The sequence below is a fragment of the Actinacidiphila sp. bgisy145 genome, from assembly GCF_057708125.1.
In genome coordinates this window covers 115,849-125,418 of record NZ_JBYIRL010000028.1, presented here as the reverse complement: position 1 = coordinate 125,418, position 9,570 = coordinate 115,849, and the positions used below count along the sequence as shown (strand labels likewise).

The window sequence follows — 9,570 nt, the reverse complement described above, 5'->3', positions numbered from 1 at the left end:
CGTCCCCCGTCGTGGGGGCCCCCGGGGTGGGGCCCGCGGGCGCGGGGCCGGGCCGGGCCGGGGCCGGCGCGTCCGCACCGGCCCCGGCCCCGCTGCCGCCGGTCACAGCAGCCCGCCGCCGTTGACGTGGATCAGCGAGCCGTTGACGAAGGTGTTCTCCAGCGCCTGGAGCACCGCGGATGCGACGTCGTCCGGCTGCCCGACGCGGCCCACCGGGGTGGCCTCCGCGGTGGACTTGAACAGGCCCTCGCGGGCCTCGTCGGGCAGGCCCGACCACAGCGGGGTGTCGATCAACCCGGCCACCACCACGTTCACCCGGATCGGCGCCAGCTCCAGCGCCATCGACTGGCCCATGGCGCCGATGCCCGCGTTGGCCGCGGCGGTGACGGTCAGGCCCGGGTACGCCTTGAAGCCGGCGCCGCCGGAGATCAGCACGATCGAACCGGTCGCCGCGAGCTTCGGCCCGGCGTGCCGGACGCTGAGCAGCTGGCCGACGATCTTGGTGTCGAGGCAGCGCCGGATGTCCTCGGCGGTGACCTCGTAGACGGAGCCGGTGGCCATGTCGCCGGGGCACACCACCAGGTGGTCCAGGGCGTCGACGCCGGCGAAGAAGGCGCGCAGGCTCTCCTCGTCGGTGACGTCGACGACCGCGGTCCGCACCTGGCCGCCGATCTCCTTCGCCGCCTGCTCCAGCTTGTCCTGGGAGCGGGAGGCGATGGTGACCTCGGCGCCGGCCTCGGCGGCCTGGCGGGCGACGGCCTTGCCGATGCCGGAGCTGCCGCCGATGACGACGACGCGGGTACCGGAGAGGGAATTCGAAGGCATGGTTCATCTCCATCGTGACGTGGCTGCCCGGCGGTCGTCGGACGCGTCTCCCGCCGGCCTTGCGCCCTCAGACTGCCGCCCGCCGGAATCCCCCAGGAAGGCAATTCCTTGTACTGGTTGATTCACCACCACCTTCGCGGCGGGCCCCCATCTGGTGGTCGGAGCACCAGCCACCGGCCTCGACTCCGCCTCGGCGGGGTGCCGATGATGAAGCATCGGCTTTACCCGAAAGCCGGAAATCAGGCCCGGAGAAGGAGGCTCGGGATGACGACAGAATTTCCCCGCCCCGAAGGCGCCCCCGGCACCACCGTCGACACCGTTCGCGGACCGGTTCCGGCGGACAGCCTCGGAGTGACGCTCTCGCACGAGCACATGTTCGTGCTCAGCCAGGAGTTCCAGACCAACTACCCCGCGCTGTGGGACGCGGCCGGCGGCGTGCGCAGCGCCGTCGCCCAGTTGCAGCGCGCCTACGACGCCGGGGTGCGCACCCTGGTGGACATGACGGTCATCGGCCAGGGCCGCGACCTCGACCTGGTGCTGCGCGTGGCGGCGCAGACCCCGCTCAACGTGGTCCTCGCCACCGGCGTGTACAGCCTGGACGGGGTGCCGCTGTTCGCGCGGTTCCGCGGCCCGGGCACCGACCTGGAGTCCGAGGACCCGCTCGTCGAGCTGCTGACCGGGGACATCACCGACGGCATCGGCGACACCGGAGTGCGCGCCGGGCTGGTCAAGTTCGCCTGCGAGAACGCCGAACTCGCCGCCCACGACCACCGGATGGCGGCGGTCGTCGCCGAGGTGCACCGCCGCACCGGCGTCCCCGTCGTGGTCCACTCCAACCCGTTCGAGGGCAACGGCGTCGACCTGGTCCGGCTGCTGGCGCGCGAGGGCGTCGACCCCGAGCGGGTGGTGATCGCGCACGCCGGCGACTCCCCGGACCTCGGCTACCTGCGCGCGCTCGCCGACACCGGCTGCATGCTCGGCTACGACCGGTACGGCATGGTCCCGTTCGCCCCCGACGAGCAGCGCAACGAGACCCTGGCCGCGCTCGCCCGCGCCGGCCACCTCGCCCAGCTGCTGGTCTCCCAGGACTACGCGGTGCACATCGACTACGTCACCCTGGCGCAGCGCCAGGAGATGTGGCCGGACTGGAGCTACACCCACCTGTTCGAGCGGGTGCTGCCCAAGCTCGTCCAGGAACCCGGCATGGACGAGGCCGCGGTCGCCACCCTGCTGGTCGACAACCCGCGGCGGCTGCTGCTGCGCACCCCGGTGCGGGCCGCCGCGCAGGAGGTGCGCCATGCCGTCTGAGGCCGTCGCGCCCCCGGCCGCGGGCGACGAGCCGTGGCTGAGCCTGGGCACCGACCTCCTCGTCGACGAGGAGCACGTCAAGTGCTGGGTGGAGCACGTGCCGCCCGGCGAGCGCCGCCCTCTGCACACCCACCGGCACCCCTGGGTCACCGTGGTGCTCTCCGGTGCGTACGTCGAGTCGCTCGACGAGCACGACAACCGGATCAAGACCGGCACCCTGATGAGTGGTCAGGTCGTGCACAACGACGCGTCGGCCCTGCCGCTGCGCCACTATGTCCGCAATCTCTCCGACCAGCCCCTGGTGATGGTCGCCATCGAGCTGCGCGAGGCGCAGCGACCGGAAGGAAGCGCGCCGTGAGCGACGAGCACTTCGAACCCCCCGCCGGCCCCGCCCTGGTGACCGGCGCCACCTCAGGACTCGGCACCGCCGTCGCGTGGGCCCTGGCCGAGCGCGGCTGGACCGTACTGGTGCACGGCCGCGACGCGCGCCGCACCGACGCCGTCGTCGCCGAGCTGCGCGCCGCGGGCCACCGCGCCCACCCCTACCTCGCCGACCTCGCCTCGCTGCGCGAGTGCGCCGAGCTGGCCCAGCGGGTGGCCGCCGACCACCCCAGCCTGGAGCTGGTGGTCAACAACGCCGGCGTCGGCTTCGGCGCCGACCAGCGCCGCCGGGAGCTGAGCGCGGACGGCTACGAGCTGCGGCTCGCCGTCAACTACCTGGCCCCGGTGGTGCTCACCCGGATGCTGCGGGCCCCGCTGCGCGCCGCCGGCCGCGCCCAGGTGCTCAACATCGGCTCCGTGGGCCAGTCCCCGCTGCCGCTGGACGACCCGCAGTTCACCCACGGCTACAGCGGCTCGGAGGCGTACACCCGCAGCAAGTTCGCGCTGGCCGCCTTCACCTTCGCCACCGCCGAGCAGTACGGCCGCGACGGCATCCAGGTCAACGTCTGCCACCCGGCGACCTACATGGACACCGCGATGACCCACGACTCGGGGATCACCCCCTGGACGAGCGTCGACGAGGGCGTGGGCGCGGTGCTCACCGCGGTGCGCGCCGGGCAGCGCGGCCGTACCGGGCTGTTCTTCAACGGCACTTCCACCGCCCGGGCGCACAGCCGCGCCTACGACAAGGGCTTCCAGCAGCGGCTGGCCGACCTCACCTCGAACCTGCTGTCCCGTGTGGAAGGAGTGGAAGCGGCGGTGTGGTGACCGCGGCGCCGGCGCGCTGCCGCTCGTCGACCATCGCACCGAGCTGCACCAGCACCCGTTCCTGGGCGATGGGCAGGTGCGTCACCAGCGTCGCCTGGATGTCGCCCAGGTGCAGCTTGACGTAGTCCAGCTCGATCCGGCCCAGCACCGGGTGGTCGAAGCGCCGCCGGTCCGGGTGCGCGGTCTCCACGCCCATGCCCTGCCACAGGGTGCGGAACAGCTCGCTGCGCTCCGCCAGTTCGGCGACCAGCCGGGTGAAGGACGGCTGCACCAGGCGGTCGGCGGCCTGCGCCCGGAACAGGGCCACCGTGTGCAGCGCGTGGTCTTCCCACTCCGGGTACAGGTCCTGGGTGCGCGGGTCGAACGTCATCAGCAGGACGTTCCGCTCCTCGGGCGGCAGCGTCTCGAACCAGGGGAAGAGCACGCACAGGCCCTCGTTCCACGCCAGCACGTCGAAACGCTGGTTGGTGATCAGCGCGGGCAGCGGGTCGAGCAGGCGCAGCAGCGCCAGGTAGGTGCCCGGCAGTTCGCGGGCATCCCGCACATGCTGCTCCGGGCCGGGCTGGGGCAGCTGACCGGCCAGCCGGAAGAGGTAGTCGGTCTCCACCGGGTCGAGCTTCAGGGCCCGGGCGAGGCTGGCCAGCACCTGCCGGGAGACCTTGATCCGGCGGGCCTGCTCCAGCCACGTGTACCAGGTGAGGCTGACCCCGGCGAGCGCGGCCAGCTCCTCCCGCCGCAGCCCCTTGGCGCGGCGCCGGCCGAACGGCTGCGGCACCCCGGCCTCCTGCGGGGTCAGCGCCTCCCGCCGGCTGCGCAGGAAACCGGCGAGCTCCCTGCGCTGCTGCTCCTGGAGGTCCGTCTGTCGCGGGTGGTCCATCACGTCACTTCCTGTCCGGCTCCGTCGGCGGCCCCCAGCAGGTCCTCGGCGGACCGGCCGACGCGGGTCACCACGGCGTCCGGCCGGACCCGTACGGCCGTCCCGGATCGTATCCGCAGCGCCGAGCGCAGCCGCGGCGACTCGACCGCCCGCACCGCGGGGGCCCCGCCGGCGGAGGCGGCCGGCGCGGGGGCGCCGCCGCCGAAGAGCAGCACGGTGTCGCCCTCGCCGCCGAGCACGTCATGCAGCCAGCCGCCCTGCGGCAGCGGCAGGTCGGGCAGCCGCCCGCCCTCGGTGATCCGCCCCGAGCGCCGCCCGGCGCCGGGATAGGTCAGGGTGAGCTGCGCCTGCCGCGGCACCACCACCCGGTCCAGCAGCCCGGCGTGCTGCGCACCGCGCAGCAGCGTGTCGCGCACCGCGGCCTTCCAGCCGGTCAGCATCCACAGCCGGGTCTGCTGGTCGGTGTCGCGCACCACACCGCGCGCCACGTGCAGCCGCTCGCGCTCCCAGTCGTCCAGGCACCGCTGGGGTGCGGCGCCGAGGACGACCGGGGCGAGCCGCCAGGCCAGCGCGGAGACGTCCTCCAGGCCGGTGTTGAGGCCCTGGCCGCCGGCCGGGCTGTGGATGTGCGCGGCGTCGCCGGCCAGCAGCACCCGCCCCACCCGCCACCGCTCGGCCATCTTCCGGTGCACCCGGAAGACCCCGGTGCGGCCCTCGCCGGCCAGGTCGAACGGCACCGGGCAGCGCTCGGCGGCGGCCTGGCGCACCACCTCGGCCGGGTCGGCCACCTCGGCGTCCGGGGCGACGCTGACGAACGCCCGGTACAGCCCGCCCGGCAGGCCGACCACGACCAGCACCCCGGCGGGTGTCATGAAGTAGTGCGCCTCGTCGTGCGCGAGGCTCGTGCGCCACTCGCCGTCGGTGAGCAGGAACTGCTGCGGGTAGGACGCCCCGGTGAAGGGCACACCGAGCCGGTCGCGCACGGTGCTGTGCGCGCCGTCGCAGCCGACGAGCCAGGAGCACTCGGCGCCGCGGGCGCCCTGCGGGGTGCTCAGCGCCAGCTCGACGCCGTCGGCGTGCTGCCGGAAGTCCTCCAGCCGCACCCCGAACTCGATCGTGCCGCCGAGCGCCCGGAACCGCTCCCGCAGCACCTGCTCGGTCTGCTCCTGCGGGATGGACAGCGCGTACGGGTAGCGGGTGCCGCGCAGCTTGTCGAAGCGGGTACGGGCCAGGCGGCGCGGCCCCGAGTGGTAGTTCTGCGCCCGGATGACGTGGCCCAGGCGCGCCACCTCGTCCGCGGCGCCGACCCGGCCGAGCGCCTCCAGGCCGCGCGGCCACACGATGATGGCCTTGGCGTGCGGGTGCGGCCGGTCGACGCGTTCCAGCAGCCGGACCGGGACCCCGCGCTGCAGCAGTTCGCAGCCGAGGGTGAGCCCGACCGGTCCGGCCCCCACGATCGCGACGGGTGGTTGGGACATGGCCATCCTCTCCGTTTCCTGCTCTGTCTCCTGTGTGCTGTGCTGTTGCCGATCCGCCGGCAAGCGGGGTGACGCGCTGTCAGATCCCGCCGCCGGTGCTGATCAGGCCGCCGTCCACGGCGAGGGTCTGCCCGGTGACCCAGTCGGCGTCGGAGGACGCCAGGTAGGCCACCGCGGCGGCGATGTCCTCGGGCACGCCCAGCCGGCCCAGCGCGTAGCCGGCCGCGACGCTCTCCTCGCGGTCCTCGTAGAGCTTGGCCGCGAAGCGGGTCCTGACCACGGCGGGGGCGACGGCGTTGACCCGTATCCGCGGCCCGACCTCCTGGGCGAGCTGCGCGGTCAGGTGGATGAGCGCGGCCTTGCTGGCACCGTAGGCGCCGATGCCGGTGGCGGGCCGCAGCCCGGCGACCGCGGTCATGTTCACCACGGCGCCGCCGTGCGCGCCCATCCACGCGTCCCGGGCCCGGGCCGTCCAGCCCACCGCGGCCAGCACGTTGACCTCGAAGACCTTCCGCAGCGCGTCCGGCGGCAGGTCGAGCACCGGGCCGAACACCGGGTTCACGCCGGTGTTGTTGACCAGGACGTCCAGCCGCCCGAACGTGTCGAGGGTGCGGGCCACGGCCTCGGCCTGGTGGTCGGGGTCGCCGGTGTGCCCGCTGACCGCCAAGGCGTGGGCGGGGCCGCCCAGTTCCTCGACCGCCTGCTTCAGGGCGTCCTCGCGGCGGCCGGTCAGGCACACCCGGGCGCCCTCGGCGACCAGCCGTTCGGCCACCGCGCGGCCGATGCCGCGGCTGGCTCCGGTGACGAGCGCGGTCCGCCCGCGAAATCGGGTGCCGTCGTGGTTCACGGTCCTTCGCCTTCCTGGTCGGGAGCGCCGGGTGGCGCGCCGGGGCTGGGGGAACGGGAGTTGGGGGGAGCGGTGGGTGCGGGCCGACCGGGGCCCTGCGGCGTCAGGTGCGGGCCGCCTCGGGGAGCGCGGCGGCCTGCGCGGCCTCGGCTTTCTCCGGGATGCGCACGGCCGCCTCGGCCGGAACCGCCGCCTGCTCCCGGGTCCTGGACCCGACGACCGCGACGAGCACCGTGGCCGCCGCGCAGAACCCGGCCATGACCCACATCACCGTGTGCAGACCGCCGGTGTACGAGTCGACGGCGACCTGCCGGAACGCCCCGCGCGCCGACGGCGGCACGCTGCGCACCGGACCGTCCAACTGCCCCTGGTTCAGTACGGCGGCCAGCGCGGCCGGCCGGTGCCCGTACGTGCCGGTGAAGCCGTCCAGGCTGCCGCCCAGCCGCATCCGGGTGGTGGTGACCAGGAGGGTGCCGGTCACCGCGATGGCCACCGCCTCACCGCCCAGCCGCATCGTGTTGAACATCCCGGCGGCCATCCCGGCCCGGTCCGGGTGCACCGCGGAGACCGCGGCGCCGTCCTGCACGCCGAAGGCGATCCCGACCCCGATCCCGATCAGCGCGTACGGGCCGAGCACCGCCCAGTTGCCGATCCCCGGGTGCAGTACCGTCAGCCAGGCCACGCCCAGCGCGGGCAGCCCGACCGAGACCGTGACCAGGTGCCGGATCGCGATCCACCGCAGCAGCGCGCCGGCGACCAGCGGCATGAAGACGGTGGGCACGGTGAGCATCAGCAGGTCCACACCGGCGTGCATGGTGGTCTGGCCGTTGACGGCGGTGAGGTAGCTCGGCAGGTAGACCAGCAGCGGCGTGAAGCCCGCGACCATCGCGACCGTCGCCACGCACAGCGAGGCGAACCGCGGCTGCCGCAGCAGCGACAGGTCGGCCATCGGCCGCCGCTGCCGCGTCTCGACCACCACGAACGCGGTGAACAGCAGCACGCACACCACGTACGCGGCGAGGTTGAACGCCGACGCCCAGCCCCACTGCGGCCCCTCCAGCAGCGCCGCGATCAAGGTCGCCAGCGCGCCGGTGAGGGTGAAGGTGCCCGCCCAGTCCACCCGGGTGGACTCCGGGTCGCGGGACTCCGGCAGCAGGGTGGCCAGCGCCACCACGCCGGCCCCGACGATCGCGGGCAGCAGGAAGACCGCCCGCCAGCCGAGCGTGGTGGACAGCACCCCGGACACGAACGGGCCGAACGCCTGCCCGATGCCGACCGTGGTGCCGAAGACGGCGAACGCCCGGGCCCGGGCCGGGCCGTCGAAGGTGTTGGCCAGCACCGCGCTGCCGGAGGTGAGCACGGCGCCCGCGCCGATCCCGGCCACGGCCCGGGCCAGGTCGAGCATGAGGATGCCGCCGGCCAGCGCGGACAGCAGCGAGCAGAACGCGAACACGGCGCTGCCCACCAGGAAGACCCGCCGCCGGCCGAACCTGTCGGCGAACGCGCCGCTGGCGAGCATGAAGCTGGCGAACGTGAGGTCGTAGCCGTTCACGATCCACTGGTTGGAGGCCAGGCTGTTGTGGAAATCCGCGGCCACCCCTGGCATCGCCACCGAAGCACCGGTCAGCGAGATGGGCAGAAGCAGGCAGGCCAGCACCACTGTGACCAGGATGACGGCCGGGTGCCGTGCCGGTGCCGATGTGGCTTTCATCGACTTCCCCTCGGAAAGAGACTCGTGCGGTGAATTCGCATCGTGTTTCGACCCTAGGAGCGCGGCGCCCCGGGGTGAATTCCGCTTCGGATACCCCCGGATACCACTTTCGGGTAATCCCGCAGGCCGGGCGGAGGAGTACCCCGGTGCCGGCGCGCCAGCTACCGGGGGTACCGGATTCCGCCCGGCCGGGGTGGCACATGTGCTGGCATCAGCGGCACCACGCCCGCCGCCGCGTACGGCGCCAGGATGGGAGCCCCAGCGGAAGCACGAGGAGGAGAAATGACCGACACGTCGTCACGACGACTGCCCCGCGCCATGCTCGGCGGCGTCCTTGAGGTCTCCGCGGTCGGACTCGGCTGCATGGGCATGGCGGAGTTCTACGGCCGCACGGACGAGGCCGAGTCGATCCGCACCATCCACGGCGCCCTGGACCTGGGCATGGACTTCCTGGACACGGCCGCGATGTACGGCGCCGGGCGCAGCGAGGAGATCGTCGGCAAGGCGCTGGCCGGCGGGCGGCGCGAGCGGGTGGTGCTGGCCACCAAGTGCGGCCTGGTGCGCACCGCCGACGGGGTGCGGGTGGACGGCCGCCCCGAGCAGATCCGGCGGGACATCGAGGAGAGCCTGCGCCGGCTGCGGACCGACCGCGTCGACCTGTACTACCTGCACCGGATCGACCCGCAGGTGCCCGTGGAGGAGTCGGTGGGCGCGATGGCGGAGCTGGTGCGGGCCGGCAAGGTGCGCTACCTGGGGCTGTCCGAGGCCGGTGCGGCCACGGTCAAGCGCGGGCACGCGGTCCACCCGATCACCGCGGTGCAGAGCGAGTACTCCCTGGCCAGCCGCGACCCGGAGCGCCAGGTGCTGCCGACGGCACGGGAGTTGGGCATCGGGTTCGTCGCCTACAGCCCCTTCAGCCGCGGTCTGCTCTCCGGCGAGGTCACCTCGCGGGCCGACCTGACCGACGGCGACATGCGCAGCGGGCTGCCCCGGTTCAGCGCGGAGAACCTCGGGACCAACCGCGAACTGGTCGGCAAACTCGCCGCGCTTGCGGGGGAGTTCGGCTGCACGCTGCCCCAACTCGCGCTGGCCTGGCTGCGGGCGCAGGACGTCGTACCCATCCCGGGCGCCAAGTGCCAGGACCACATGGCGGTGAACGCGGCGGCGGCCGAGGTCGTGCTCGACGCGGCCCAACTGGCCCGGATCGAGGAGCTGCTGCCGGTCGGCGCGTTCGCCGGGGAGCGTTTCCCCCCGCACCTGCTGGCCACGGTGGAGCAGGACTGACCGCAGGTCCGGCTGCCTGCGGGCCCGCCCA

Annotated in this window: 9 protein-coding genes; 4 read left to right on the top strand and 5 right to left on the bottom strand. The window is 73.9% G+C overall.

Translation table 11 applies throughout. From position 1 onward, the window contains the following. Positions 1-102: 102 nt before the first annotated feature. The gene (locus tag AC3ERT_RS24600) at positions 103-825 is read right to left on the bottom strand and encodes an SDR family oxidoreductase (protein WP_335970527.1); all 723 of its coding nucleotides are present in this window, start codon (positions 823-825) and stop codon (positions 103-105) included. A gap of 264 nt (positions 826-1,089) precedes the next feature. Between AC3ERT_RS24600 and AC3ERT_RS24595 the strand changes: the two genes are divergently transcribed. Genes AC3ERT_RS24595 through AC3ERT_RS24585 form a run of 3 tightly spaced genes read left to right on the top strand, consistent with a single transcriptional unit; the run spans position 1,090 to position 3,342 of the window. Then, positions 1,090-2,133: a phosphotriesterase family protein gene (locus AC3ERT_RS24595; protein ID WP_435128603.1), complete on the top strand. Its 1,044-nt coding sequence runs from the start codon at positions 1,090-1,092 to the stop codon at positions 2,131-2,133. Then, entirely contained in the window at positions 2,123-2,491 is a 369-nt protein-coding gene (locus AC3ERT_RS24590) for a cupin domain-containing protein (protein WP_435128600.1), read from the top strand. Before AC3ERT_RS24595 ends, AC3ERT_RS24590 begins: the two co-directional genes overlap by 11 nt. After that, positions 2,488-3,342, top strand: coding sequence for an SDR family NAD(P)-dependent oxidoreductase (locus tag AC3ERT_RS24585; protein ID WP_435176835.1), 855 nt, complete (start codon positions 2,488-2,490; stop codon positions 3,340-3,342). Before AC3ERT_RS24590 ends, AC3ERT_RS24585 begins: the two co-directional genes overlap by 4 nt. Here the strand turns inward: AC3ERT_RS24585 and AC3ERT_RS24580 are convergent. The 4 genes from AC3ERT_RS24580 to AC3ERT_RS24565 all read right to left on the bottom strand — a co-directional run bounded on the left by AC3ERT_RS24580 (position 3,290) and on the right by AC3ERT_RS24565 (position 8,255). Continuing rightward, on the bottom strand, positions 3,290-4,219 hold the full coding sequence (locus tag AC3ERT_RS24580; protein ID WP_335970535.1) for a helix-turn-helix transcriptional regulator: 930 nt from the start codon (positions 4,217-4,219) through the stop codon (positions 3,290-3,292). The genes AC3ERT_RS24585 and AC3ERT_RS24580 overlap by 53 nt on opposite strands. Continuing rightward, positions 4,219-5,697, bottom strand: a complete 1,479-nt coding sequence (locus AC3ERT_RS24575) for an FAD-dependent oxidoreductase (protein ID WP_435128596.1) — start codon at positions 5,695-5,697, stop codon at positions 4,219-4,221. Before AC3ERT_RS24575 ends, AC3ERT_RS24580 begins: the two co-directional genes overlap by 1 nt. A 79-nt stretch (positions 5,698-5,776) precedes the next feature. Next, entirely contained in the window at positions 5,777-6,544 is a 768-nt protein-coding gene (locus tag AC3ERT_RS24570) for an SDR family oxidoreductase (RefSeq protein ID WP_435128593.1), read from the bottom strand. A gap of 103 nt (positions 6,545-6,647) precedes the next feature. Next, positions 6,648-8,255 carry an MFS transporter gene (locus tag AC3ERT_RS24565; protein WP_435128590.1) on the bottom strand — a complete coding sequence of 536 codons (1,608 nt, stop codon included), beginning with the start codon at positions 8,253-8,255 and terminating at the stop codon, positions 6,648-6,650. A 282-nt stretch (positions 8,256-8,537) separates the two neighbouring features. Between AC3ERT_RS24565 and AC3ERT_RS24560 the strand changes: the two genes are divergently transcribed. Continuing rightward, positions 8,538-9,539 carry an aldo/keto reductase gene (locus AC3ERT_RS24560; RefSeq protein ID WP_335970541.1) on the top strand — a complete coding sequence of 334 codons (1,002 nt, stop codon included), beginning with the start codon at positions 8,538-8,540 and terminating at the stop codon, positions 9,537-9,539. Positions 9,540-9,570 lie beyond the last annotated feature (31 nt).

Excerpts from the sequence above, each read along its gene's own strand:
- AC3ERT_RS24590 (WP_435128600.1), top strand. The coding sequence starts at position 2,123 with ATGCCGTCTGAGGCCGTCGCGCCCCCGGCCGCGGGCGACGAGCCGTGG.
- AC3ERT_RS24580 (WP_335970535.1), bottom strand. The coding sequence starts at position 4,219 with ATGGACCACCCGCGACAGACGGACCTCCAGGAGCAGCAGCGCAGGGAG.
- AC3ERT_RS24575 (WP_435128596.1), bottom strand. The coding sequence starts at position 5,697 with ATGTCCCAACCACCCGTCGCGATCGTGGGGGCCGGACCGGTCGGGCTC.
- AC3ERT_RS24565 (WP_435128590.1), bottom strand. The coding sequence starts at position 8,255 with ATGAAAGCCACATCGGCACCGGCACGGCACCCGGCCGTCATCCTGGTC.
- AC3ERT_RS24595 (WP_435128603.1), top strand. The coding sequence starts at position 1,090 with ATGACGACAGAATTTCCCCGCCCCGAAGGCGCCCCCGGCACCACCGTC.
- AC3ERT_RS24600 (WP_335970527.1), bottom strand. The coding sequence starts at position 825 with ATGCCTTCGAATTCCCTCTCCGGTACCCGCGTCGTCGTCATCGGCGGC.
- AC3ERT_RS24560 (WP_335970541.1), top strand. The coding sequence starts at position 8,538 with ATGACCGACACGTCGTCACGACGACTGCCCCGCGCCATGCTCGGCGGC.